We start from the raw sequence: 22,992 nt of genomic DNA, 5'->3' as shown, positions 1-22,992 counted from the left end.
GAGCGGCCCTGACGGGCCGCTCTCTCGTTGCGGGCTAGCCGCGGCGCTTCTGCTGGCGTTCGCGGTTGGCGGCTCGCGCTCGCTCGGACTTGCGCAGCATGACATAGGTGGCCCCCAGCCCGCCGTGGAACGGCTGGGCGGAGACATAGGCCTGCACCGTCTCGAACTGGGCGAGCCACTTGGCCACGTAGGAGCGCACCACGTTGGCATGGCTGTCCACCGCCTTGCCGCGACCGTGCACCACCAGCAGGCAGCGCAGGTCGTGCTCGCCCCCCTCCTGAATGAAACGGAACAGCGCCTGGCGGCATTCGCGCACCGGCCGGCCGATCAGGTGCAGCCGGGCTTCCGGGGCATACTCGCCCTGGCGCAGCCGGTCGGCGACGCCGGTCTGCACGCCGGGCCGGCGATACTCGACGGGATCGTCCTTCGGCAGCAGGTCGACGAACTCGTCGCTGAGAAAGTTGGCGGCCTCCTCCTCGGCCTGGGCGCTGGCGCGCCGTGCCAGCTGGGCCTCGTCGGGTTCCGGTGCGGGCGTCGACACATCCGCCCTGTCGCGCCCCTTGGTCAACGGGCGCACCTTGCCGCCCATCAGGGCCGTGAAGTCCGCATCCTGGTGATGCTGCTGCATGGCGACACCCTCCCTCTTGGTCCGAATCTCGATGTTAGCAAAGGAACGAGGCCAGCCTAAGCTTCCCGGCTTGGGAAAGTGGAGACAGCTGTGGCAGGGTCCGGAGAGCAATCGACAAGGAGGCGCGCGTGAAACGATGGCTGATCCTGGCGCTGGCGGGGCTGCTCGCTCTCGGCGCCATGACGGCGGGCTATGCCTGGTACACCTTCGCCAGCCCCTGGGGCTATGCGCGCCCGGCCGGGATGGCAGCGATCGCGCCGGGCGAGCATCGGGTCTTCGTCTATGGCACCCTGCGTCATGGCGTGGTGCGCTGGCTGGTCTACGGCGACTGGGGCGATCCCGCCTCGGCGACCCTGCCGGGGTACGTTCGCGATGAACTGGATATCGTGCCGCAGCCCGGCGGGCGCGTACCGGGGGCGCTGCTCAGGGTCGATGCCGGTGAACTGGCGCGGCTGGATCGCTACGAGCGGCTGGGTGTGCGCTACCGGCGGGTGCGCGTCACCCTGGCCGATGGCCGACAGGCCTGGGTCTACGACCGCCTCGACCCCGAGGAGTAATGCCGTCGACTCTCCCGGTTCTCGGCGCATGGGGTAGAATGAGGATTCCATCCACCACGGCAGACAAGGACTTACGAGTGACGACCCTGACTCTCCTGCACAACCCGCGCTGCTCCAAGTCCCGTGAGGCGCTCGCCCTGCTCGAGTCACGCGGCGTCGATGTCACGGTACGGCGCTACCTCGATGACCCGCTCGATCGCGAGGAACTGCAGGCACTGGCCGCCCGCCTCGACGCCCCGACCGAGACCCTGCTGCGCCGCAACGAGGCGGAATGGAAGGCGCTCGGCCTCGAGGCGCCCTCCGAGGCGCAGATGCTCGAGGCGATTGCCGAGCATCCGCGCCTGCTGCAGCGCCCGATTCTCGACCGCGGCGACAAGGCCGTGATCGGCCGCCCGCCGGAAGCGATCCTGGCCCTGCTCGAGACTCGCTAGACCGCCGCTTTCCCCATTGCCTGCTGACAAGGAACGCCCATGAGTGCAACACGTCCCTACGTGCTGGTCCTCTACTATTCGCGCCACGGCGCGACCCGCACCCTGGCCGAGCAGGTCGCCGCGGGGGTCGAGAGCCTGGGCGACATCGATGCCCGGCTGCGCACGGTGCCGCCCGTATCGCCGACCTGCGAGGCCGTCGATCCCGAGATCCCCGAGTCCGGCGCCGTCTATGCCACGCTCGATGACCTGCGCCACTGTGCCGGGCTGGCGCTGGGCAGCCCGACGCGCTTTGGCAACATGGCGTCGCCGTTGAAGTATTTCCTGGATACCAGCAGCGAGCTGTGGCTCAACGGGGCATTGATCGACAAGCCGGCCACGGCCTTCACCTCCACGGCCAGCCTGCATGGCGGGCAGGAAGCCACCCTGCTGAGCATGCTGATTCCGCTGCTGCACCACGGCATGGTCTATGCCGGCGTGCCCTACAGCGAGACGGCGCTGCTCGCCACCACCAGCGGCGGCACGCCCTATGGCACGAGTCATGTTGCGGGCGGTCGCAACGAGCGCGATGTCGACGAGACCGAACGCCATCTGGCCAAGGCGCAGGGGCGGCGCATCGCTCGGCTGGCCAGGGCGCTGCATGCGGAGACGAGCCATGCCTGAAGCAGAGCGTGGCGTCATCGACCGACGCACCCGACAGGCGCGCCTGGGAGTGATCATCAGCCTCGTCGTCCTGTTCTGCCTGGTGGGGCTCGGTGGCTGGCAGCTCCGGGCCAGCGAGTCGGTCGGCTGGGCCCCGATCCTAGTGCGGATGCTGCCCCTGATCCTGTTCCTGCCCAGCGTCCTGACACGCCGCCCGCGCGGCCACCTCTGGCTGGCCTTCGTCAGCGTGCTGTATGTCGCCCAGGGCATCACCATCGCCAACCTGCCCGATCGGTTCTGGTGGGGTGTGCTGGAGTGCCTGGCGGCCGCGGCGCTGGGCATCTCCAGCCTGGCCTACGCGCGCTGGCGGCGGCGTCAGTGCGCCGCCTGAGGCCTTCCAGCGCGCTGATCCTGGCGATGCTCGGGCTGAGCATCGTCGCCAGCCTGCTTCACTGGCCGCTATGGCCGGCCGCCATCCTCAGCTGGCTGGCCACGTTGCGCCTGGCCCGCCAGCTGCCCAGTGCCTCGCGGCGCCAGGCACTGTGGCTGGGGGGCGCCGGCGTGGGCTTCTGGGTGGTGGCCCTGTGGCGCGGCACGCCTGCCTCCCTGCTGCAGGCTCTGGCCATCAACCAGACGCTGCTGATGATGTTTGCCGGCGTGAGCTTCCTGTCGATGGCGGCACCACGGCCGCAGGCTGCCGACGCCCGGCACGACGGTGCCCGGCACGACGGCAGCCTGCTGGGCACGCTGGTGGGCGTTCACCTGTTCGGGGCCGTGATCAACCTGTCGGCGCTGTTCCTGTTCGCCGATCGCATGCAGTTCGAACGGGGGCTTTCCCGACGCCAGGCCATGGTGCTGGGTCGTGCCTTTCCTGCCGCGGCGGCCTGGTCGCCCTTCTTCGTGGCCATGGGGGTGGCACTGACCTATGCGCCGGGGCTGGAGTTCACCGCGCTGCTGCCCTGGGGGCTGGCCTGCGCGGGCGTGCTGCTGACCCTGACCGCCCTGGATGTCCTGCGCGTCGAGGGGCCGTTCCAGGGCTACCCGCTGTCGCCGGGGACCCTGCTGCTGCCGGGCGTGCTGGCGCTGGCCGTGCTGCTCTGGCACAGCTGGCGACCGGAGATGGGCATCCCGCTGATCATCAGCGTGGTGGCACCTGTCGCTGCCCTGCTGCTGGCGCCCCGGGGCGAGCGCCAGGTCCGCCTGCGACAGCAGCTCGATCACGGCCTGGCCCGCCTGATGCCGCAGTTCGCGCTGTTTCTGGCGGCGGGCGTGCTCTCCAGTGGTCTGAGCGCGCTGCTGGCCAGCTGGCCGGACGGACCGGTGCTGCCCTTTGCGCATTTCGGTCACCTGCAGGCCTGGCTGACGCTGGGGGTCATCGTGTCGCTGGCCTTCGTCGGCATCCACCCGCTGGTGGGTGTGACCACGCTGGCGCCCCTGCTGGCTTCCCTGCACCCCGAGCCGACGCTGCTGGGCATGGTGTTCCTGATGGGCTGGGCGCTGGGCACCGGCAGCAGCCCGCTGTCGGGAAGCAACCTGGTGCTGTGCTCGCGCTACGGCGTGGCGCCTCGCGAGATGCTGCGCTGGAACCTGCCCTATGCGGTCGTCGGCTGGCTGGCCTGCGGGGGGATTCTGGCACTCCGGGCCTGGCTCGGCTGAGCAGCCTTATCCCGACTCGCCTATGGTAAGAGCGAAGCCCGCCGATGCGGGTGATCGGCAAGCGACTCGGAGGCGAGCATGAAAGGACTGCGAATCCTGTGGCCCGTGCTGGTCCTGGTCGGGCTGCCCGCCACGGCCGGCGCCGACCCCATCGATGATGCCATCATCTACCGGCAGTCCGCCATGGAGGTCATGGCCTGGCAGCTGCAGCCGATGGCCGACATGGCCAGGGGCGAGACCCCCTATGATGCCGAGACCTTCGCCGAGCGCGCCCGGCATCTCGAGGCGCTGGCTCCCCTGCCCTGGGAAGGTTTCATCGAGGGCTCCTATTCACGCGAGGGCACGGCGGCCTCCGCGACGATTGCGGCGCAGCCGGAGGATTTTCGCGGCAAGGCCGAGGCCTTCGAGCAAGCCGTCCGGGCGCTGACGCAGGCCGCCGGTGACGGCAGCTTCGATGCGGCCAGGGCGGCCCTGGTGGACGTGGCCCGCTCCTGCAAGGCCTGCCACGACGCCTATCGCGAATAGCAAGGCGGGCTCACAGCCACTCCAGGATGGCGGTCAGGACCAGCACGGCGATTGACGCGCTGGCCCAGGCTCGCCAGCCCGATACCGGCTGGTCATCGCCATCCCGCACAGGCCGGGCCAGGCGCTTGCGGCCGCTGAACATGGCGCCGACCAGGGCCTCGCCGCGCAGGCGATGCAGCAGGATCGCCAGCAGATGAATGCCCACCAGCACAAACAGCAAATTGCCGTTGACATGGTGCAGGGTCACCAGCCAGGCGATGGCGTCGGCCTCGAAACGCCTGGCCAGCGGCGCGGAAAACAGGATGCCGTCGCTCATGAACAGGCCGGACGTCGCCTGTAAGGTCAGTGATACCAGCAGCAGCAGGGTCATCCAGCCACCGAGTGGATTGTGACCGACGTAAAGGTCGGGCCGGCGCCGGAACCAGCTCGCGGTATAGCGCCAGACCGTCCGCGGCGATCGACAGAGCTCCCGCAGCCGGGCATGACGGCTGCCGACGAGGCTCCACAGCCAGCGAAAGACCAGCAGCGCCAGGATGGTGTAACCGGCCCGCGCGTGCCATTCGACCGGAAAGGCCAGCGGCTGGCCACTGGTCTTGATGGTGTACCAGGACACCAGGATCGCGGCCACCAGCGACCAGTGAAACAGGCGGACGGGCAGGTCCCAGGCCTTGTATACCTTCATGGGGGCTCCTTCCTGTAGCCAGATGGCGCTTTAATCAGCAAAATACAATGCAGCGCGCCCATGCGGCGCCGATGATGACCCATGGACTGAATGGAGTATAGGCGTGTCACCTGCGTTGCATTCCTGGCGGCATGCCGCGATCCAGACCCTTCCGGTGATGTTCGGCTACCTGCCCCTGGGGGCCGCGTTCGGGGTGCTGTACATGCAGCTCGGCCTGCCCTGGTGGGGGGCGCCGCTGATGTCGCTGTTCATCTACGCCGGTGCCGGCCAGTTCCTGGCCGTGACCCTGCTGGCCAATCATGCCGGTCTGGTCGAAGTCGCGGTCGCGTCGTTCATGCTCAACTCGCGGCACCTGTTCTACGGCCTGTCGCTGCTCAAGCGGTTTCGCGGGGCCGGCTGGCGCAAGCCCTACATGATCTTCTCGCTGACCGACGAGACCTATTCGCTGCTGACCAGCCAGGCCCGCCAGCAGGATCTCGGCGTGACGACGCATCGACTGGCGGCCCGCATCGGGGCGCTCAACCAGCTGTGGTGGGTGCTGGGCACGCTGCTTGGCACCCTGGCCGGCGCCACCTTGAACATCGACGGACGGGGGCTCGACTTCGCGCTGACGGCCCTGTTCATCGTGCTCACGCTGGAACAGGCCGCGCGCCTGCGCCAGGCCCTGCCCTTCCTGATTGCGCTGACCACCGGCCTGGGTGCCATCCTGCTGCTGCCGGAACGACACCTGCTGCTGGGCGCGATCGGTGCCGCCAGCCTGCTGCTGCTGGTGCACTACCGGCTGCACCGTCAGCCACAGGAGGCACGGACATGAGCGACCTCGAGTTACTGGCCTTCATCGGTGTCTGCACCCTGGCGACCTTCCTGACCCGCGTGCTGCCCTTCGTGGCGCTGTCACGCCAGGCCGATCATCCGTTGATACTGCACCTGGGGCGCTACCTGCCGCCGGCGGTCATGGCGATCCTGGTGATCTACGCTCTGCGTCACCTGGCGCCCTGGAGCGCGGGACAGCTGAATGTATCACCGCAGGGCGTACCGCTGATCCTGGCCTCACTGGCCGTCGTTTTCCTGCACCTGTGGCGTCGCAATGCGCTGTTGTCGATCGTCGGGGGAACCGGCCTGTACATGGTGCTGATCCAGCTGGTCTGGCCCTGAAACGGCGGTTGTCGTGCACGCATCCTGAGCCAGGTCACGGTCGGGCCACAACAGTGTCGATGAGCCGTTTTTCGGGTTGAGCCCGCCAGCATCACGGGCGATGATGAAGGGAAACTTCAGGAGAGCACCATGACTACCGACATTGCCGACGTGCGTCGCAACTACAGCGGGGATCACCTCGATATCCGCAACAGCCCCGACTCGCCGGTCACGCTGTTCGAGGACTGGCTTGCCCAGGCGTTGGAGCAGGAAAACGACGACGCCAATGCCATGACGCTGGCCACCGTCGACAGCCTGGGCATGCCGCATGCCCGCATCGTGCTGCTCAAGGGAGTCGATGAACACGGGCTGGTCTTCTATACCAGCTACCAGAGTCACAAGGGCGCGGAGCTGGCCAATGTGCCGCATGCCGCCCTGGTCTTCTGGTGGCCGGTACTGCAGCGCCAGGTTCGCATCGAGGGGCGCGTCGTCCAGGTCGAGGACGGCGAGTCGGATCGCTACTTCCAGAGCCGCCCCCGGGCCAGCCAGCTGAGTGCCTGGATCTCCCAGCAGGGCGTGGAGATCCCCGATCGCGAATGGCTGGAAGAACGGCGCCATCGCTTCGAGCAGCTCTATACCGATCAGTCGATCGACCGTCCGCCTCATTGGGGAGGCTACCGGGTCGTGCCGGAGGTGTTCGAATTCTGGCAGGGACAGTCCGATCGGCTGCATGACCGGCTGCGCTATCGTCGCCATGACAACGACTGGATCAAGGTTCGCCTGGCACCGTGAATCCTGGCCCCGTCCATCGGGCGGGGCGCCTTCCCTTGCCCGGTTCGACGGTTCTCGCTCCATGAAAAACGCCCGGCCATTCGGTCGGGCGTTTTGCGTGAAAGCAGGTGTTGCAGGCGACAATCAGCTGTCGATGCCCTGCGTCCACTGCTTGACCACGTCCGGGTGCTCGTCGACCCACTTCTGGGCGTTCTCGTAGGGGTCGGAATCTTCCTTCTGGTTCATCAGCATGACCTGACCCATCTGCTCCGGGGTCCAGTGGAAGTTGTCGAGCAGCTGGTAGACTGCCGGCATGTCTTCCTTCAGGCCCTTGCGCGCGATGCTGTGGATCTCCTCGGCGTCGCCATAGACGTTCTTGGGATCGTCCAGATACTTGAGGTCCCAGCGTGCGAACATCCAGTGCGGCGTCCAGCCGGTCACCACGATATCCTGCTTGTTCTTGATGGCAGCCTGCAGGGCGGCGGTCATGGTCGCGCCGCTGCCGCTCTGCAGGTCCATGGTGTCGTCGAGGCCGTAGGCGTCGATGGCATCCTCGGTCAGCCCCATCAGGCCGGCACCCGGATCGATGCCCACGATCTCGTCATCGACCATGTCCGCCTTCTCGGGCTTGGCCAGCTGGTCGATGGAGTCGATGTCGGTGTAGGCCGGCACGACCAGACCCAGCCTGGTGCCCTCGAGGTTGGCGCCGAGATCGACCAGCTTGTCCTTGGTCTGCTTGTAATAGTTCTCGTGGGTCGTCGGCAGCCAGGCGGCGACCATGCCGTCGGCGTCGCCGTAGGCGACGGCCTGCCACATGGCGGCGGCCGACAATGACGACAGCTTGACGTTGTAGCCCATGTCCTCGAGCACGGCGCGCACCACATTGGTGGAGGCGACTTCGGATGCCCATTCGACATAGGCCAGGGTGACATCACCCTTGCTGCCTTCCTGTGCCTGGGCCAGCCCGCTCACGCCGAGGCCGGCGATCATCATGAGCGAACCGAAACGAACGGCACGGGACATGGTATTGACGGTCTTCATCACTTTCCCCTTCTTGTGGTCTTGAGAATGACGACGACCCCGGCCGGCGGAGCCGCCTCGTGGCCGATCGGAGGATCGGCCACGAACATGGCGTCTTACTGCGCCTTCTTGGTCTTGCGGAAAGATTGGGTCAGCCGGTCCAGAACCATGGCCAGGATGACCACGGCGATGCCCGCCTCGAAGCCGTCGCCCGGACGCAGGCGCTGGATCGCCTTCCAGACCTCGTTGCCCAGGCCGTCGGCGCCGATCATGGCGGCGATGACCACCATCGACAGGGCCAGCATGATGGTCTGGTTGATGCCGGCCATGATGGTCGGCAGCGACAGTGGCAGCTGAACCTTGACGAGCTTTTGGCTACGGGTCGAGCCGAAGGCGTCGGCGGCCTCGATCAGCTCCTTGGGCACCTGGCGAATCCCCAGCGTGGTGAAGCGGATCGCCGGCGGCATGGAGAAGATCACCGTGGCAAAGATGGCCGACACCGAGCCGATGCCGAAGAACGGGATCGCCGGGATCAGGTAGACGAAGGCCGGCATGGTCTGCATGAAGTCCAGCACCGGCATGATGATGGCGTAGAAGCGGTTGGAAATCGCCGCCAGAATGCCCAGCGGGAGCGCGATGACCACGGCCACCAGGGTGGCGATGACCACCAGCGTCAGCGACTCGATCATCGGGTCCCAGAGCCCCAGATTCCAGATCAGCGCCAGGCCGAGTGCCGAGCCGACGGCCAGGCGAACGCCGGACATTCGCCAGCACAGCAGCGCGATCAGCGCGATCAGCGACCAGGCCGGCATCCACATCAGCGCATCGTTGAGCGAGTTGATGCCGCCCTGCGTGACATGGGAGATGCCGCGTGTCACCGCGGAGAATTGGGTCGTCAGGTAGTCCAGTCCGCCCTCGATCCAGTCGCCGAGCGGAAGACGGGGGATATCGATAGCCATCAGCGTTCTCCAGATTCAGCCAGTTCCGCCAGCACGGCGCCCTTCACCACCACGCCCAGCAGGCGCTGGTTCTCGTCGACCACGGCGATGGGGCGGCTCTTTTCATTGAACATCGCGAACAGGTTGTTCAACGGTTCATCGGGGCCGACACGCGGAAAGTCGTCGTGCAGGATCGCCTTGATGGACTGCTCCCCGTCCTTGGCGGCCTGGTCGGCGGCATCCGCGTCCACGAGGCCGAGCAGCTTGCGCTCGCGTGTCGTGACATAGATGGAGTCGAGCCCGTTTTCGCTGAGCTTGCGCAGCACCGTGCGCGGGCCGTCGTCCTCGCGCGCCGTGGCACGGACCGGGCGCATGGCATGCCGCGCGGTCAGAATGCGCGACATGTCGACCCCCTCGATGAAGCGAGCCACGTACTCGTCGGCCGGGTTGGTGAGGATATCCTCGGGCGTGCCGATCTGCACGATCTCGCCATCCTTGAGCAGGATGATGCGGTCGCCGATGTTCAGGGCCTCGTCGAGATCGTGGGTGATGAAGATGGTGGTCTTCTTCATCCTGTGCTGCAGCTCCAGCAGCTCCTGCTGCATGTCCTTGCGGATCAGCGGGTCGAGGGCCGAGAAGGCCTCGTCCATCAGCAGCACGCTGGAATCGTTGGCCAGCGCGCGGGCCAGACCGACGCGCTGCTGCATGCCGCCGGACAGCTGGCTCGGCATGGCGTCTTCCCAGCCATCCAGCCCCACCTGCTTCAGGGCGTCACGGGCCTTCTGGGTACGTTCGGCCTTGTCGACCCCGCGGATCTCCAGGCCGTACTCGGCGTTGTTCTGCACCGTGCGATGCGGAAACAGCGCGAAATTCTGGAAGACCATGGAGAAGTGCCTGCGGCGACACTGCAGCAGCTCCTTCTCGTTGAGCTTGGGGATGTTTTCCCCATCGATGATGATGTCGCCTTCGGTGGGCTCGATCAGCCGGTTGAGACAGCGGATCAGGGTGGACTTGCCGGAGCCCGACAGCCCCATGATCACCAGCAGCTCGCCCTCCTTGACGTCGAAGCTGATGTTGGAAAGGCCCAGGGTCTGGCCGGTCTTCTCGAGGATCTCGGGCCGCTTCAGGCCCTGGTCGCGCAACTCGAGTGCCTTCTTCGGCTGGCTGCCGAAGACCTTGCTCAGGCCGCGTACCTGGATCTTGGTCGTTTGGGATTCGCTCATCGACTTCGCCTGTTTTCGTCGTGACCTGTCTCGTCGCGGGATAGGCGATGGCAATGGATTCTGCATTGCAATCGCTTATCCCTGCTCTCATAACGATTACTTATAATTTACGGCGCATCATACATTCTTATTGAAAGGGCTTCAAATCAGAATAGCTGATGATTGATCAACGGTTCAAAAAAACACTGGCTCAACCATGCGCCTGTGCGACGAGCGAGGTCCTCAGACCCTTGGGTTTTCCAGACGGTGGCGTTGCCAGTCGCTGGTGGGTTCGTTGAGTCGCAGGGCAGCGTCGACCACCTGCTCCTCCATGTTGTAGCGGCAGGTGAAGCCGAGTTGCTTCATCAGGGCGCGCATCGGGCCGTTGTCGATCATGATCTTGCCGATCATTTCCAGGGTGCCGAGCCCCCGGCAGTAGCGGATCATCTTCTCCATCAGCAGCCGCCCCAGCCCGTGGCCGTGCAGGTCGTCGCGGATGATGATCGAGAACTCGGTGCGAATGTTGTCCGGGTCGTTCCAGACCCGGACGACCCCCAGCATCTCCTTGCTGCCGTCATCGCGCTGATGCTCGGCGATGAAGGCCATCTGGCGGTCGTAGTTGATCTGGGCCAGGCGTGACAGGTCGCGCTGGGTCAGGTCGGCCTTGTTGTGGAAATAGCGATAGCGAATGCTCTCCTCGGAGAGCTGGGCATGGAAGCTGGTGATCAGGGGAGCATCCTCGCCGCGGATCGGGCGGATCTCGACGGGCATGCCGTCGTTGAGGGTGACCCACTCTCGCAGTTCCTCGGGATAGGGCATGATGGCATGGCGCGCCGGCCTGCCGAGGTCCATGGCGAAGTCGACGGCCACCAGGCCATCGCGGTTGAGCAGCAGCGGGTTGAGCTCGAGACCACGCAGTTCCGGCAGGTCGGAGGCCATCTGCGAGAGCTTGACCAGCAGCTGGCAGAGCCGGTCGATATCGCGCTCGGGGTCGCGGGAATGCTCATGGATCAGGCGTGCGGCGTGGGTGCGCTGGATGAGCTCGTCGGCCAGGGTCATGTTCAGTGGCGGCAGCGCGACATGGCGGTCGGCGAGCACGTTGACCTTGTAGCCGCCGATCCCGAACACGATGACCGGACCGAAGGTCGCGTCCCGGGTGATGCCCGCGCAGAGCTGCATGGAGTGCTTGCCGCGCTGCATGCTCTGCAGGCAATACTCGTGGATACGGCTTTCCGGAAACTTCTCGCGAACCTTGTCGCCGAGACGGCGGATGCCGTCGGCCACCTGCTCCGGGCTCTCCAGGTCCTGCAGCAGGCCGGCGGAGAGCTTGTGGGGATGACTGCGATAGCGAAACGGCACGCAGTTGTGGTCGTGTACCACCTTCAGGGCCATGCGGCCGTCCAGCTGGGCCGCGGCTTCGGCCCCCTCCTCGGGGGTTGCGATGTAGCGGCTCGGCGCCGCGGGGATGCCGTAGGCCGCCAGCACCTCCGCGGTCTCCCGATGGGTCAGGCGATCGCGGTTGCCGGCCTTGGCTTCCTCGATCAGGCGATGGCAGCGGGTTCGGATGTCCGGTGTGGTCGTGAACGGCAGGCTCGGCGGTGTTTCCTGCAGCAGCGCCTGCACACGCTGGTAGTCGACCATGTGCATGAAGGCCTTGATGGCCTTCTCGGGCGAAATGTACGTCGGGATCCCCGCCAGGTTGCATTCGTGGCGGGCGCTCAGCGCTTCCTCGAGGCCCATCCAGCTGGTCAGCAGATTGCGCTTGAAGCGCCGGCGATTGGCGACCAGGGCCTGGGCGGTGGTGCGCGACGGGGCCAGTCGCGTGGGGGCATGGACCACCAGCACGGCATCGGTATTGGCGTCGGCGGCGACGATTTCCAGCGCCTCGACGAAGCGCTCGGGGGTCGCATGCCCGCCCAGGTCCACCGGGTTGCGCCCCGGCAGGCTGAGGTCGAACTCTCCGGCGGTGAGCGCCTTGCGTGTTTCCGCCGTGAAATCGGCCAGGCGCCCGCCGGCACTGACCAGCTTGTCGATGGCCAGCAGGGCCGGCCCCAGCCCGTTGGCGACGATGGCCAGACGGTCGCCGCGCAGCGGCTTCATCCGGGTCAGCGTCTCGAGAGCGTCGAACAGCGCGTCGGAATCGTCCACCCGGACCACCCCGGCCCGCGACAGGGCGGCATCGATGATCACATCGCGGTTGGCCACGCCCGGCGTCGGCGCGACCGCGGCGAGATCGGACTGCGGCGTGCGGCCGCTCTTGATCGCCAGCACCAGGCGGTTGCGCGACGTGTCGCGCAGCGCGGTCATGAAATGCTGGGCATCGTGGATGCGCTCGAGGTGCAGCAGCATGGCCTGGCAGGGCGAGTACTGATTGATGTAGTCGATCAGGTCGGGGAGCATCACGTCGACACTGTCGCCGAGCGTCACCAGGTGCGAAAAGCCGATGCCCCGCCCCGCCGCCCAGTCGATCATGGCGTTGCCGAGCATCCCGGACTGGCCGAGGTAGGCCACGCGCCCGCGCTTGATCGGCTGACTGGCATAGCTGGCGTTGAGCCGGCGTCCCGGAACGATCATGCCCATGCACTCCGGGCCCAGCACGCGGATGCCCGAGCGCCGCGCGGCGGCCAGCATGCGTTCGCGGATCGAGCCGCCGTCACGTCCGGCGTCGTCCAGATAGGCGCCGCCCGAGAGCACCATGGCCGCCCTGACCCCGAAGCGGCCCAGCTGGCCGATCAGATGCGGCACGGTGTCGACCGGCGAGCAGATCACCGCCAGGTCGGGCACCTCGGGCAGGTCGGCGACATGCCTGACGCAGGCGCGTCCATGCACGGACGCATAGCCCTTGGGATTGACCGCCCAGATCGTGCCGGGGAACTCGCTCTCGGTCAGATTGCCGATCACCAGCCCCCCCATCGAGTGGGTCTTTTCCGATGCACCGATGACCGCGATGGAGCGCGGTTCGAAGAAATACCGCAAGAAACGCGTGCTCACGAGAGTCTCCCTTGCCCCGAGGTTGTTCCCTGTGTACGACTTATTGACAGTGTCGTGCAAGCCTCGCCGACCATTACCGTGTTATGGCCTTCAGCCGGAGACCCCCATGATCACTGCCTTCATCACGCATCCGCACTGTGATCTGCATCACATGGGGCCGGAACATCCCGAAAGTCCCAAGCGCCTGGAAAGCATTCGCGCCCACATGGCGCTGGCCGGCGTGCTCCAGCAGACCATGCAGTCCGAGGCCCGCCCCGCCACCGACGAACAGATCACGCGCATCCATCCGGCGCGCCACCTGCAGGCCCTCAAGCGTTGCGTCCCCGAGCAGGGGCTGATCAACCTCGACAACGACACCTTCATGAATCCCGACAGCCTCGAGGCGGCCCGGGTCGCCGCCGGCGCGGCCATCACCGGGGTCGATCGGGTGATGCGCCACCAGGCCGACAACGTCTTCTGCGCCGTGCGCCCGCCGGGCCACCATGCCGAGGTCAGCGAGGCGATGGGCTTCTGCTTCTTCAACAACGTCGCCGTGGCCGCCGCCCACGCCCGGGCGCGCTACGGTATCCGCCGGGTGGCCATCATCGATTTCGACGTCCACCAATGTAACGGCACGATCGACATCTTCGGCGGCGACCCCGATACCCTGGTCTGTACCAGCTATCAGTACCCCTTCTATCCCTGGCGCTACCTGCGCGCCAGTTTCGACAACGTCGTCGACACGCCGCTCGACCCCGGATGCGATGGCCCGGCATTCCGGCGGCTGGTGGAGCGCGACTGGCTGCCCGCCCTGCAGGCCCATCGCCCCGAGCTGATTCTCGTCTCGGCCGGCTTCGACGCCCATCGCGACGATCCCCTGGCGGACATCTGCCTGGACGATGTCGACTACCACTGGATCACCACGCTGATCATGGATGTCGCCCGTGTCCACGCGAATAACCGCCTCGTCTCGGTGCTCGAGGGCGGGTATTCGCTCGAGGCGCTGGGCCGCAGCGCCACGTCGCATGTCCGCGCCCTGCTCGGCCAGCCTTTCGCGCAGAAATGAGTCGAAGTTTCCCGGCATCGGGAAACGCCGAGGCGCCATGGTCGCTCATGGTCATGCCAATAGCGGGATTTGGCAGCGAACGTTCACCATGCTGTGGTAGCATCGAGGAAACTAAGTTTCCTATCGTGAACCACCACCATGTCAAACACCGATCAGGATGCCGCACTGCGCATCGCTTCCGGGCGCAAGCCCTTCGTCGAACCCCTGCAGCTGGGCGAGCGGCTCAAGGAGATTCGCCTGGCCAATCAATGGACGCTGGAGGAGGTCAGCCAGCGTACCGGGCTGGCACGCTCGACGCTGTCGAAAATCGAGAACCACCAGATCTCGCCGACCTTCACCGCTGTGCAGAAGATGATTCGCGGCCTGGATATCGACCTGCCGCAGCTGCTCAGCGCGCCCCGCGCCCAGACCCGCACCATGGGGCGTCGGGACCTGACGCGCGGCGGCGACGGGCAGCGTCACCCGACCCCCACCTACGAGCACGAGCTGCTGTCCCATCAGCTGGCGCAGAAGCGCATGATCCCCTTCAAGACCATCGTCCGGGCCCGCGACTTCGAGGCGTTCAGCGAGTGGGTCCGTCACGACGGCGAGGAATTCCTGATCGTGCTCGACGGCAGCATCATGCTCTACACCGAGTTCTACGAGCCCGTGCGCCTCGACCAGGGGGACAGCATCTACTTCGACAGCGACATGGGCCACGCCCTGGTCTCGCTGAGCGAACAGGATGCCACGGTGCTCTCGGTCTGCACCCGGGCCGACGGCACCTGAGCCGCCAACCTGCCTGGCCGGGGGGGCTTCCGATGTCAGATGGCGAGCGTCCGGGTCAGTGACGGCCACAGCTCGGCGAAATCACGCTCGAGCCGGGCGTAATCGTCCTCGATCCAGCGGGCCAGCTCGCCCATCCGGTCGGGCCCCCGCAGGCGACGACCGATGCCCCGCAGGGCACGGCAGGTGAACTCCAGGTCGGCATACCGCGACAGCCAGTCCTCGGTGATCAGGGCGGGCACCATGCCGGCGAGCCGATCCGGCGCGGGCCGCTGGCCCAGCACCCGATAGCAGCGGGCGATCAGGGCCGGGTCGGTGATGTCCCGTGCCAGGAAGTGGTCCCAGACCATGTCGAGCGCGATGCCGGCATAGCGGCGCCCGTCACGTGGCGCCCGGGCCCGGGCCCGGCACACCACCGGATGCCGGTCGACGCCGGCATCCACGCGACGATGATGGCGAATGCCCTCGGCGGTGGCCGCGCTCCAGGCCTGCAGATCGCGCCCCTTGACGCCGTCGGCGATCAGGTTGCCGTAGAGGAAGTCATCCGAACCGCCGCGGGCCAGCCAGCCGTGCGCCAGGAAGTTCATGACGTCAGCCTAGAGGCAGTTGGTGGGCTTGGGCAGCCCGGCGAGCCGGGACGCTACCTTGGCGGGGCTATCCGGAAACAGTCGCATCAGGTGCAGCGAGCGGCCCTTCTCCGGCCCGAGCCGTTGCCCGACCGCCTTGACCAGCGGGCGCATGGCCGGGGCCATCTCGTAGCGCCGGTAGAAATCCCGCAGGATATCGAGGATCTCCCAGTGCTCGGCAGTCAGCGTGCGCGCCTCCTCGGCGGCCAGGGCCTCGGCGACGGCGGGCGTCCAGTCCTCCAGGTGAACCAGATAGCCCTCGGGGTCGAGTGCCACGTCGCGACCCTCGACGGTCAGGTGGCGGGCGATGCTTGTGGTGGCCATCAGTACCAGCTCACGGTGCGTTGGGTTTCCGCGGTCAGGGCCACGAAGCCGGCCATGTCCACGGGAATGATCCAGTCGGCCTGCCGTTCGGCCAGGCCGCGTGATGTCAGGTCCTCCTGCAGCGCGTAACAGCGCCCCTTCAGGGTCTCGAAGCAGGCCGACTGGGGGGGAGCGGCCCCGTAGACGCCCGACTCGATGAGCAGCAGGCGGTCCTCGGGGCCCATGGCGCGCAGCACATCCTGGATCAGGCGGCTGCTGGCCGGGGAGCGGTTGAGTAGGTGCAGTAGCATGGCGCGTTGCAAGCCCGGAGTCAGAAGTTGAAGACGGGGGAAGCCGCCGTGATCACCGCGGGCAACTCCTCGGCGGCCACGGACCGAGCCGGCCATGGCAGCTCCGCCGTGGACAGCCCGCGTTCGGCCAGCGAAGTCGCGTCGACGCGCAGGTCCTCGATGTCGTACATGGCGAGCATGTCGAGCGTGGGGTGTGTGCCCTTCTGCCCCAGCGGCCCCGCCGTCTGCCCCGGGCGCAGCGCCTCGACGCCATCCCCCATGAACAGCAGCGTGACCGCACGGCCGAAGGCGGCGGCCACCAGGGCCACGTCCAGCCCTTCACGCAGCCAGCTGCCGTCATGCGGCGCATGACGCAGAATCACCAGCAGTGGCATGTCAGCGGTGTCGTCGCTCATGCGGGCTCCTCAGGGGGCGAAGGTCACCAGACGGTCGTGGGTGATGCCCGCCTCGACCAGCTGGCCGATCCCGGCCAGCACGAAGGGGGGCTCGACCGAGAAGGCGGGCTTGCCGTGGCGCTGTGCCTCGCGTTCATCAAGCAGGCCGCGGCGCAGGGCGGCGGCCACGCAGACCAGCAGTTCCGTTCCCTGCTCATTCGCCAGGCGTACCCAGGCGTCGACCAGATGGAGCTCGTCCTGAGGCGGCGCCGCCAGGCGTGACGCATTGTAGACGCCATCGTGATAGAAGAACACGGTCTCCAGTCGGTGCCCCTGCGCGATCAGCGCCTCGCCGAAGCGCAGCGCGGAATGGGTGGCCGCCTGGCTGTAGGGGCCGCCCAGCACGACCAGCGCATAGCGCAGCTTGCCTTGTTCGCTTGCCACTCCTGCCCTCCTGCCTTCCTTTCATGCAACGGCCCCGCCGACGAAGGCGGGGCCGAACTCGACACATTGCTCGACACACTCGGGCCGTGTCAGTCGTCGCTCATCACGCCCAGCAGCGACAGCAGGCTGAGGAACAGGTTGTAGATGGAGACATACAGCGTCACCGTGGCGAGGATGTAGTTGGTCTCGCCGGCACGGTGCACGATCTCGCTGGTCTGATAGAGGATCACCGCCGAGGAGAACAGCACGAAGCCGGCGGACACGGCCAGCGCCAGGGCACCGATGTTGAAGAGCATCGCCACGACCATCGCGATGACCAGCACGATGGCGCCGGCCATCAGGAAGTTGCCCAGGAAGCTGAAGTCCTTGCGGGTCACCAGCGCCACGGCGGACAGGCCGATGAAGGTGGCACCGGTCATGGCCAGTGCGGTCATCACCAGCTGGGCGCCGTTGGGGATCGACAGATAGAGGTTCAGGATCGGCCCGAGCGTGAAGCCCATGAAGCCGGTGAAGGCGAAGATGGCCAGCAGTCCGGCGCTCGAGTTCGCGGTCTTGTGCACCAGGAACATCAGGCCGTAGGCGCCCAGGAAGAAGATCAGGATGTTCATCTGACCCATACCCAGCGCCATGGCACCGGCGGCGGTCACTGCCGAGAACAGCAGGGTCATCGCCAGCAGCAGGTAGGTGTTGCGCAGTGTCTTGTTGGTCGCCAGTACCGACTGAGTGCGGTCTGTCGCATGCGAGGAGGGATAGGCCATGGGGTACGGCTCCTGTCGTTTCGATAACGGCAATGATTGGACCCAGCATGCCCACTCGCGGTTCCCCGCGCAAGCCTCTCTCCCCGGCCCGAGAGGCCTCACGGCACCCGGGGCTCGGCACGCCGGATGTGTGCCGAGCCGGTGACAATCGCCAGCGCGTCGTCAGGGCGCCTTGTCGCCCTCCAGGTTGAGCTTCAGGGCGATGCCGGCGTCCAGGGCCACGTTGTTGACCTCGAGGGCATGCCGGGTCATTTCCGCCTCCAGACGCTCGAAGGCCTCGGGATCATCACGCTGCATGGCCCGCAGTTGATTCTCGGAGAGGTTGCGGGAGCCGATGAAGTCCCTGCCGGTCTTGCGCAGCGCCGTGCCGGCATCGCCGGCAACCATTTCATGAAAGGTGCTGTCGATCTCGCCGGCGTTCTGCAATGTCACTTCCATGGCGGTCTCCTTGTGCCGATTCATGGCGTGCCGAGCACGCCGGAACTGCGTCACTCCGCCCTGGTGACGCGTGCTTCATAGTGTGCGGGAACATCGCCGATCTCGGGCTGGAAGCCCGGTTCGGTCACGGTCAGGCGGGCATCGGCCTGGTCGGTGCGCCGATGAATCAAGACGTCACCCGCGGCAATCTCGTGAATCGCCTCGAGGATGACGCGATCGGACTCGACGGTCCCGTGCAGGGGCCCCAGGCGCTCGCCGGAGCCCTTCTCGATGAACAGCGTGTCGTTATGCGGGGTTTCGGTGGGCATGGCCTTCTCCTTGGCGATGTCTACAGGTCACAGCGTGTCGTAGAGCGCATCGACTTCCTTCTTGGCCTGTTCCCGTTCCAGGCCGTGGCGCTCCTGCACCTTGCCGACCAGCTTGTCGTATTCGCCGCCGATCACGTCGAGATCGTCATCGCTGAGCTTGCCCCAGCGGCGCTTGACTTCGCCCTTCACCTGATTCCAGTTACCTTTGACCTGATCACGGTTCATGATCGTCTCCTTGTCGAGGATGTTCGTCGGTTGCGAGCAGCCATCCCGGCTGCACGGTCTCAACGTAGCAGTCCTGTCGACACTACGCCTACCCCGTGATGCACGACTGTCTCGATATTGTCTCTTCGCCGCCGATGCACGGAAGCGGAGCAGCGCAAGTCGCCGAAGGAGTTGACGGCAAAAGAAAAGGTGGTAATATACAGCGCCGTGAGCCGGAGGGATGGCAGAGCGGTTGAATGCACCGGTCTTGAAAACCGGCGAAGGTTAACGCCTTCCCAGGGTTCGAATCCCTGTCCCTCCGCCACTTCGAACATAACGCCCCGAGATTTCAGTAACTTACTGGTCTCGGGGCGTTTTCGTTTCGGGCTGTTCCATTGGGCTGTTACAGTCAAGGGCTTGGATCTGGTCCTGCACGCGGGACACGGTCAGACCAGCGCCCCTGCCCTTCTTACCCCTGACGCCATCGAGCCGGCCATGCCACAACCAGGACGCATTCGCAGGCGACTGCGGCAGCTCATCATCCGCGAGCAGGCCAAGCGGACCAATCCGTCGCCGTACCGCAAGGCGGGAACGCACGCCACCCGGCAGCAGTTCCTGGAAGCCACGCGAAACGTGGGCGTCATTGTGGTGGCCACCTGCTTCACCGCCGGCTGGGTCATCACCAACCCGAGCGTCAACACGGATGGCGTCGGTTGGGGCGTGCTCATGGGGCTCGTGTTGATCTTCATCGGCGCGTTCGGCTATGGTTACGTGGAACGCGACAAGGCCTCCGACGAGCGAGGTAACCCTCATGAGTGAATGGATGCTGGCGAGCCTGCTTATGACGCTGGGCGTCGTCTCATGCCTCATGGTCTGGAGCCAGAACCGTGAGCGACACGGCAAGCTTTCCCTTCCCGACAGCGTGCTCGACTGGATTGCCAGACATGTCGCCTGACGCTGACGGCACGCTGTGACAAGACAACACGCGGGAACAAGATAACGAAGGGCTGCCAATGGCAGCCCTTCTTGTTTGCCGCTCCTTTTTGCCCATGGCCCCTCACACCTCACCCACTACAAATGCCGTTTGGTCCTCGCCGTGGGCGTGGCCGTGGCCGGATCGTCGGGCCAGGGATGCTTGGGATAGCGGCCCCGCATGTCCTTGCGTACCTCGAAATAGCCCTGGGCCCAGAAGCTGCCCAGGTCGCGGGTGACCTGCAGGGGGCGCCCCGCCGGCGAGAGCAGGTGCAGCAGCACCGGCACGCGCCCGCCGGCCAGCCGGGGCGTTTCCGCCAGCCCGAACAGCTCCTGAAGCTTGACCGCCAGTACCGGTTCGTCACCGGTGTAATCGAGCCGCACGCGTGAGCCGCTGGGCACGCGAAGCTGGGTCGGCGCCAGGTCATCCAGTGCCTGCCGCCGGGTCCAGTCGAGCCGGTCGTGCAGAATCCGCGTGAACGGCAGCGCGTCCAGCCGGTCGAGACGTCGTATCCCGGCAAGATAAGGGGGCAGCCAGCTTTCCAGGGTGGCCAGCAGTGCCGGCATGGACCAGTCGGGCCAGCCGTCGCCGAACTCGCGTCGCAGCAGGGCCACCCGCGCACACAATTGCCGCGCCGTGGCATCCAGCGCCAGGTGTCCCCGACGCCGGACCGCTCCCAGCAGGGCCTGGTGAGCGGCCTCCTCGGGCAGCTCCTGCAGGGGGCGCCGGTCCAGGATCAGCTCGCCCAGCGACCTGACCTCCTCGCCCACCACACGCGCCTCGGTCTCGTTCCATGTCAGGCGGGGTCGGTAGTCGCGCGCCTCGGGGAACAGCGTGGTGAGCCGCTCGCTGTCGATCCGGGCCGCGCGGAAGATCCGGGCGCCCTGCGCCTGGCCGTCGAGTTCCACCGCGACCAGCGCCTCGGCATGGGCCAGCGGATGGCGCTCATCGAGCCAGGCCTGATTGCCCGCGGCCAGCTTGAAGCGCCCCGGCGCCTGGCGAAGCGCCACGCGCTCCGGGTAGGCCATGGCCAGCAGCTCGCCCAGCGGGTCCAGCGTGGCCACGCGCAACCCGCATCCCAACCGGTCGGCCAGTCGCCGTGCCTCACGGTACCAGGACCCGGTCGGATCCTGTGCCTGACGCTCGGGGCGCCGTGCCACGATGGCCGCCAGATCGGGCTCGTCCTCCGACGCCCCGCGCCCCTCGAGCAATGCCGCCAGCCAGCAGGCCAGCGGCCGGGCGCCCAGCGAGCCGGCGCGTTCGAGCATCACGGCCAGCCGGGGATGCGTCGGATGCCGCGCGCAGGCCCGCCCGAGCGAGGTCAGGTGGCGACGCTCGTCCAGCACGCCGAGACGCTGCAGCAGGGTCTGACCCGCCGCCAGCACGGCGACCGGCGGTGGCGTCACCCAGCTGAGCTGTCCGGCATCATCGATCCCCCAGCGGGCCAGCTCGAAGGCCAGCGGTGCCAGGTCCGCCTGCTGGATCTCGGGCTCGCCGTGGGCCGGCAACGGCTGTTCCCTGGCCCAGAGCCGGTAGCAGGCCCCGGGCCCCTGTCGCCCGGCCCGGCCCCGGCGCTGGTCGGCACTGGCCTGGTTGACACGGCGTGTGGCCAGGCGGGTCAGGCCGTGGCGCGCCTGGAAGACCGGCACGCGTTCGAAGCCGCTGTCGATGACGGTGTGCACGCCCTCCACCGTGACGCTGGATTCGGCGATCGCCGTGGCCAGGACGATGCGCCGCCGCCCTTCGGGGTCACGAGCGATCGCCTGCTGCTGGGTGTCGATCGGCAGCAGCCCGTGCAGTTCGCGCACCACCACGCCCTCGGGCAGCGGCTCGAGCTCCCGGGCCAGACGCCGAATCTCGCCGACACCGGGCAGGATGACCAGCAGGTCCCCCGTTTCCCGGTCGAGTGCCTCGCCCACGACTCGAGCCTGCTGCCGCGCCGCGACGTCACGGGCGTCGAGAGGTCGATAATGCGTCGTCACCGGGAAGTGGCGCCCGGGACACTCGATGAGCGCCGCCTCGCCCAGCACCGCCTGCAGGGCCTGAACATCGAGAGTGGCCGACATGACCAGCAGCCGCAGGTCGTCGCGCAGCCCGGTCTGGGCATCCAGCGCCAGGGCCAGCCCCAGGTCCGTCTCCAGGCTGCGCTCGTGAAACTCATCGAACACCAGCCCGGCGATGCCCTCGAGCAGCGGGTCCTCCTGGAGCAGGCGCGTCAGCACGCCCTGGGTGACTACCTCCAGGCGCGTTGCCTCGCTGGTGCGGGTTTCGCCGCGCATGCGGTAGCCGACCGTCTGCCCTACCGGTTCACCGAGTTGCGCTGCCATGTGGCGGGCGGCCAGTCGGGCGGCGACGCGCCGGGGCTCCAGCAGCAATAGCTTGCCGCCACGGCACCACTCGGCCTGGAGCAACGCCAGGGGGACTCGCGTGGTCTTGCCGGCCCCGGGCTCGGCGATCAGGATCGCGCGGGTATGCGTTTCCAGCGCGTGCTGAATGGCGTCGAGGCGGGACTCGATGGGAAGGTCTTGCGGCACTGTCATGGTCTCGTCGCTCTGTCGTCATGCTGCCGGGGTGCGACCATGGTACACACTGGCCGCCCTCGGTGGCGGTTGCGCCCGGTGTGTCACGCTTTGTATCGTCGGCGGTTCACCCACGAATAACGCATTCCATAATGCCCTGCAGGTGATGATATGCCCGTGTACGCAGTGAACTATGATCTTCAGCGCCCCGACGCCTACGATGGCTTCTACGATATCCTCGAGTCCGTGCCACACGTTAGTGTCATGGATGGCTTCTGGCTGCTCGAGACCGAGGGTGACGCCGGCGCCCTGCGCGACCGGCTCAAGGGCCAGGTCCATCAGGAGGATGCCGTCTTCGTGATGCGCGTCGACGAGGACTGGGCGGGGGCCGGCACGCGCTGCGGCGCCTGGCTGAATGCCGAGGAAAGACGCGCACGTTGACGCAGGTTATGGACCGCTCGCCGGGGGTGGCGCCTATGGTGCCACCCTGGAAATGCCATTCCCGCATGCAGCCAGGAGGCCCCATGTTGCAGCAAGCCCTGTCCGTCCGCGAGCTCCGCGGCTCGTCGGAAGACACCGCCACGCGTTACGAACTCTATGACAGCGACACCGGCACGCCGCTGGGTACCTTCCCCAGCCAGGCCGCGGCTCAGGACGAGATGGCTCGCCTGAAGGCCTCGAACCGTGCCACGCTCGCCCCGTCCGACGGTCACGAGGATCCCGGTACCGGCTGAGTCGCTCCCGGCGGCG

The 22,992-nt window shown here is 66.9% G+C and carries 31 protein-coding genes and 1 tRNA gene; 16 read left to right on the top strand and 16 right to left on the bottom strand.

The window, feature by feature from the left end; all coding sequences use genetic code 11:
- Positions 1-34 precede the first annotated feature (34 nt).
- Positions 35-628 (bottom strand): DNA endonuclease SmrA, encoded by a 594-nt coding sequence (smrA, locus tag G7A98_RS06255; protein ID WP_163648630.1) that lies wholly within the window; start codon positions 626-628, stop codon positions 35-37.
- A 128-nt stretch (positions 629-756) separates the two neighbouring features.
- Here smrA and G7A98_RS06250 point away from each other — a divergent pair, with 128 nt between their 5' ends.
- The 6 genes from G7A98_RS06250 to G7A98_RS06225 all read left to right on the top strand — a co-directional run bounded on the left by G7A98_RS06250 (position 757) and on the right by G7A98_RS06225 (position 4,436).
- On the top strand, positions 757-1,185 hold the full coding sequence (locus tag G7A98_RS06250; protein ID WP_224414915.1) for a gamma-glutamylcyclotransferase family protein: 429 nt from the start codon (positions 757-759) through the stop codon (positions 1,183-1,185).
- A 77-nt stretch (positions 1,186-1,262) separates the two neighbouring features.
- Positions 1,263-1,616 (top strand): arsenate reductase (glutaredoxin), encoded by a 354-nt coding sequence (arsC, locus tag G7A98_RS06245; RefSeq protein WP_163648629.1) that lies wholly within the window; start codon positions 1,263-1,265, stop codon positions 1,614-1,616.
- A 39-nt stretch (positions 1,617-1,655) separates the two neighbouring features.
- Positions 1,656-2,276: an NAD(P)H:quinone oxidoreductase gene (gene wrbA, locus G7A98_RS06240; RefSeq protein ID WP_163648628.1), complete on the top strand. Its 621-nt coding sequence runs from the start codon at positions 1,656-1,658 to the stop codon at positions 2,274-2,276.
- Entirely contained in the window at positions 2,269-2,646 is a 378-nt protein-coding gene (locus G7A98_RS06235) for a DUF2069 domain-containing protein (RefSeq protein WP_224414914.1), read from the top strand. The genes wrbA and G7A98_RS06235 overlap by 8 nt, the downstream gene beginning before the upstream one ends.
- The gene (locus G7A98_RS06230; protein ID WP_240464686.1) at positions 2,634-3,911 is read left to right on the top strand and encodes a hypothetical protein; all 1,278 of its coding nucleotides are present in this window, start codon (positions 2,634-2,636) and stop codon (positions 3,909-3,911) included. The genes G7A98_RS06235 and G7A98_RS06230 overlap by 13 nt, the downstream gene beginning before the upstream one ends.
- Before the next feature lie 78 nt (positions 3,912-3,989).
- Entirely contained in the window at positions 3,990-4,436 is a 447-nt protein-coding gene (locus tag G7A98_RS06225) for a cytochrome c (protein ID WP_163648626.1), read from the top strand.
- A 10-nt stretch (positions 4,437-4,446) separates the two neighbouring features.
- Here G7A98_RS06225 and G7A98_RS06220 read toward each other — a convergent pair whose 3' ends face one another.
- Positions 4,447-5,118, bottom strand: coding sequence for a cytochrome b/b6 domain-containing protein (locus G7A98_RS06220; RefSeq protein WP_163648625.1), 672 nt, complete (start codon positions 5,116-5,118; stop codon positions 4,447-4,449).
- A gap of 103 nt (positions 5,119-5,221) precedes the next feature.
- Here G7A98_RS06220 and G7A98_RS06215 point away from each other — a divergent pair, with 103 nt between their 5' ends.
- The 3 genes from G7A98_RS06215 (at position 5,222) to pdxH (ending at position 7,044) form a co-directional block, all read left to right on the top strand.
- Positions 5,222-5,932, top strand: coding sequence for an AzlC family ABC transporter permease (locus G7A98_RS06215; RefSeq protein WP_240464685.1), 711 nt, complete (start codon positions 5,222-5,224; stop codon positions 5,930-5,932).
- Positions 5,929-6,273 carry an AzlD domain-containing protein gene (locus tag G7A98_RS06210; RefSeq protein WP_163648624.1) on the top strand — a complete coding sequence of 115 codons (345 nt, stop codon included), beginning with the start codon at positions 5,929-5,931 and terminating at the stop codon, positions 6,271-6,273. Before G7A98_RS06215 ends, G7A98_RS06210 begins: the two co-directional genes overlap by 4 nt.
- A 129-nt stretch (positions 6,274-6,402) precedes the next feature.
- Positions 6,403-7,044 (top strand): pyridoxamine 5'-phosphate oxidase, encoded by a 642-nt coding sequence (pdxH, locus tag G7A98_RS06205; protein WP_163648623.1) that lies wholly within the window; start codon positions 6,403-6,405, stop codon positions 7,042-7,044.
- Positions 7,045-7,167: 123 nt separating this feature from the next.
- Here the strand turns inward: pdxH and G7A98_RS06200 are convergent, their stop codons facing one another.
- The 4 genes from G7A98_RS06200 to G7A98_RS06185 all read right to left on the bottom strand — a co-directional run bounded on the left by G7A98_RS06200 (position 7,168) and on the right by G7A98_RS06185 (position 13,174).
- A complete protein-coding gene (locus G7A98_RS06200; protein ID WP_163648622.1) occupies positions 7,168-8,064 on the bottom strand; it encodes a glycine betaine ABC transporter substrate-binding protein in 897 nt (298 codons plus the stop codon).
- A gap of 95 nt (positions 8,065-8,159) precedes the next feature.
- Positions 8,160-9,002, bottom strand: a complete 843-nt coding sequence (locus tag G7A98_RS06195) for a proline/glycine betaine ABC transporter permease (protein ID WP_163648621.1) — start codon at positions 9,000-9,002, stop codon at positions 8,160-8,162.
- Positions 9,002-10,204 (bottom strand): glycine betaine/L-proline ABC transporter ATP-binding protein, encoded by a 1,203-nt coding sequence (locus G7A98_RS06190; protein ID WP_163648620.1) that lies wholly within the window; start codon positions 10,202-10,204, stop codon positions 9,002-9,004. The genes G7A98_RS06195 and G7A98_RS06190 overlap by 1 nt, the downstream gene beginning before the upstream one ends.
- Before the next feature lie 222 nt (positions 10,205-10,426).
- The gene (locus G7A98_RS06185; RefSeq protein ID WP_163648619.1) at positions 10,427-13,174 is read right to left on the bottom strand and encodes a bifunctional acetate--CoA ligase family protein/GNAT family N-acetyltransferase; all 2,748 of its coding nucleotides are present in this window, start codon (positions 13,172-13,174) and stop codon (positions 10,427-10,429) included.
- A gap of 106 nt (positions 13,175-13,280) precedes the next feature.
- Between G7A98_RS06185 and G7A98_RS06180 the strand changes: the two genes are divergently transcribed.
- Complete coding sequence (locus tag G7A98_RS06180; RefSeq protein WP_163648618.1) at positions 13,281-14,219, top strand: histone deacetylase family protein; 939 nt, start codon at positions 13,281-13,283, stop codon at positions 14,217-14,219.
- 138 nt (positions 14,220-14,357) lie between these two features.
- Complete coding sequence (locus G7A98_RS06175) at positions 14,358-14,987, top strand: XRE family transcriptional regulator (protein ID WP_163648617.1); 630 nt, start codon at positions 14,358-14,360, stop codon at positions 14,985-14,987.
- A 35-nt stretch (positions 14,988-15,022) separates the two neighbouring features.
- Here the strand turns inward: G7A98_RS06175 and G7A98_RS06170 are convergent, their stop codons facing one another.
- From G7A98_RS06170 to G7A98_RS06130, 9 genes are all read right to left on the bottom strand, one after another.
- The gene (locus G7A98_RS06170; protein ID WP_163648616.1) at positions 15,023-15,571 is read right to left on the bottom strand and encodes an ACP phosphodiesterase; all 549 of its coding nucleotides are present in this window, start codon (positions 15,569-15,571) and stop codon (positions 15,023-15,025) included.
- Between the two features lie 9 nt (positions 15,572-15,580).
- Complete coding sequence (locus G7A98_RS06165; protein WP_163648615.1) at positions 15,581-15,934, bottom strand: TusE/DsrC/DsvC family sulfur relay protein; 354 nt, start codon at positions 15,932-15,934, stop codon at positions 15,581-15,583.
- Positions 15,934-16,224: a sulfurtransferase complex subunit TusB gene (tusB, locus tag G7A98_RS06160; RefSeq protein ID WP_163648614.1), complete on the bottom strand. Its 291-nt coding sequence runs from the start codon at positions 16,222-16,224 to the stop codon at positions 15,934-15,936. The genes G7A98_RS06165 and tusB overlap by 1 nt, the downstream gene beginning before the upstream one ends.
- A gap of 20 nt (positions 16,225-16,244) precedes the next feature.
- Positions 16,245-16,619, bottom strand: coding sequence for a DsrE family protein (locus tag G7A98_RS06155; protein WP_163648613.1), 375 nt, complete (start codon positions 16,617-16,619; stop codon positions 16,245-16,247).
- Positions 16,620-16,628: 9 nt separating this feature from the next.
- On the bottom strand, positions 16,629-17,021 hold the full coding sequence (gene tusD / locus G7A98_RS06150; RefSeq protein ID WP_163648869.1) for a sulfurtransferase complex subunit TusD: 393 nt from the start codon (positions 17,019-17,021) through the stop codon (positions 16,629-16,631).
- Between the two features lie 110 nt (positions 17,022-17,131).
- Positions 17,132-17,800: a Bax inhibitor-1/YccA family protein gene (locus G7A98_RS06145; RefSeq protein ID WP_163648612.1), complete on the bottom strand. Its 669-nt coding sequence runs from the start codon at positions 17,798-17,800 to the stop codon at positions 17,132-17,134.
- Between the two features lie 162 nt (positions 17,801-17,962).
- Positions 17,963-18,238 carry a hypothetical protein gene (locus tag G7A98_RS06140; protein WP_163648611.1) on the bottom strand — a complete coding sequence of 92 codons (276 nt, stop codon included), beginning with the start codon at positions 18,236-18,238 and terminating at the stop codon, positions 17,963-17,965.
- Between the two features lie 50 nt (positions 18,239-18,288).
- Entirely contained in the window at positions 18,289-18,546 is a 258-nt protein-coding gene (locus G7A98_RS06135; protein ID WP_163648610.1) for a hypothetical protein, read from the bottom strand.
- A gap of 27 nt (positions 18,547-18,573) precedes the next feature.
- Positions 18,574-18,771, bottom strand: coding sequence for a CsbD family protein (locus G7A98_RS06130; protein ID WP_163648609.1), 198 nt, complete (start codon positions 18,769-18,771; stop codon positions 18,574-18,576).
- Between the two features lie 214 nt (positions 18,772-18,985).
- Here G7A98_RS06130 and G7A98_RS06125 point away from each other — a divergent pair.
- From G7A98_RS06125 to G7A98_RS06115, 3 genes are all read left to right on the top strand, one after another.
- Positions 18,986-19,075: transfer RNA gene (locus tag G7A98_RS06125), tRNA-Ser, on the top strand.
- Positions 19,076-19,245: 170 nt separating this feature from the next.
- A complete protein-coding gene (locus tag G7A98_RS06120; protein ID WP_163648608.1) occupies positions 19,246-19,569 on the top strand; it encodes a hypothetical protein in 324 nt (107 codons plus the stop codon).
- Positions 19,562-19,705 (top strand): hypothetical protein, encoded by a 144-nt coding sequence (locus G7A98_RS06115; RefSeq protein WP_163648575.1) that lies wholly within the window; start codon positions 19,562-19,564, stop codon positions 19,703-19,705. The genes G7A98_RS06120 and G7A98_RS06115 overlap by 8 nt, the downstream gene beginning before the upstream one ends.
- 116 nt (positions 19,706-19,821) lie before the next feature.
- Here G7A98_RS06115 and hrpB read toward each other — a convergent pair whose 3' ends face one another.
- Positions 19,822-22,263, bottom strand: a complete 2,442-nt coding sequence (hrpB, locus tag G7A98_RS06110) for an ATP-dependent helicase HrpB (protein ID WP_163648607.1) — start codon at positions 22,261-22,263, stop codon at positions 19,822-19,824.
- Between the two features lie 150 nt (positions 22,264-22,413).
- Here hrpB and G7A98_RS06105 point away from each other — a divergent pair, with 150 nt between their 5' ends.
- Together G7A98_RS06105 and G7A98_RS06100 are read left to right on the top strand one after the other, a co-directional pair.
- On the top strand, positions 22,414-22,683 hold the full coding sequence (locus G7A98_RS06105) for a hypothetical protein (protein ID WP_163648606.1): 270 nt from the start codon (positions 22,414-22,416) through the stop codon (positions 22,681-22,683).
- A gap of 83 nt (positions 22,684-22,766) precedes the next feature.
- Entirely contained in the window at positions 22,767-22,976 is a 210-nt protein-coding gene (locus tag G7A98_RS06100) for a hypothetical protein (RefSeq protein ID WP_163648605.1), read from the top strand.
- Positions 22,977-22,992: the final 16 nt, after the last annotated feature.

It is taken from the genome of Modicisalibacter sp. 'Wilcox' (assembly GCF_010993675.1).
GTDB classification, from domain to species: Bacteria; Pseudomonadota; Gammaproteobacteria; order Pseudomonadales; family Halomonadaceae; genus Modicisalibacter; species Modicisalibacter tunisiensis.
The sequence above is the reverse complement of the archived record's forward strand: the minus strand, read 5'-3'. Positions and strand labels throughout refer to the sequence as shown.